Raw genomic sequence first — 450 nt, forward strand, 5'->3', positions numbered from 1 at the left:
GTTCCCGCCGAGCTTCTTCAGCTCGTCCTCGAGCAGGAAGGGGACGACGTCGGTCAGGCCGACGGCCTCCTCCTCGGTGTTCGCGAAGCCGGTGACGGCCCGGCCCTGGACCAGCGGCGTGCCGTCCTCGTTGGTGACGTGGCGCAGCGCACCGGGCCCGTGGCAGACAAGCGCGACGGGCTTGCCCGAACGCAGCGTGGCCTCGATCAGCTCCTTGGAGGTCTTGTCCTCGGCCAGGTCCCACATCGGTCCGTGTCCGCCCGGGTAGAAGACGGCGTCGAAGTCCGCGGCGGAGACGGAGTCCAGGCGCACGGTGTTGGCCAGTGCGGCCTGCGCCTCGGGGTCGGCCTCGAAGCGGTGCGTCATGTCGGTCTGGAAGTCCGGCTGGTTGCTGGCGGGGTCCAGCGGGGGCTGGCCGCCCTCGGGGGAGGCGAGCACGGTCTCGACGCC

General features: G+C 71.8%; 1 protein-coding gene. It reads right to left on the minus strand.

Going from position 1 to position 450, the window contains the following annotated elements; all coding sequences use genetic code 11:
* Positions 1–450, minus strand: a 450-nt coding sequence (locus QZX79_RS17175; RefSeq protein ID WP_294570237.1) for a type 1 glutamine amidotransferase domain-containing protein, incomplete at both ends; no start/stop codon positions are given.

This window comes from uncultured Arthrobacter sp., assembly GCF_902805515.1.
Taxonomy (GTDB): Bacteria; Actinomycetota; Actinomycetes; order Actinomycetales; family Micrococcaceae; genus Arthrobacter_D.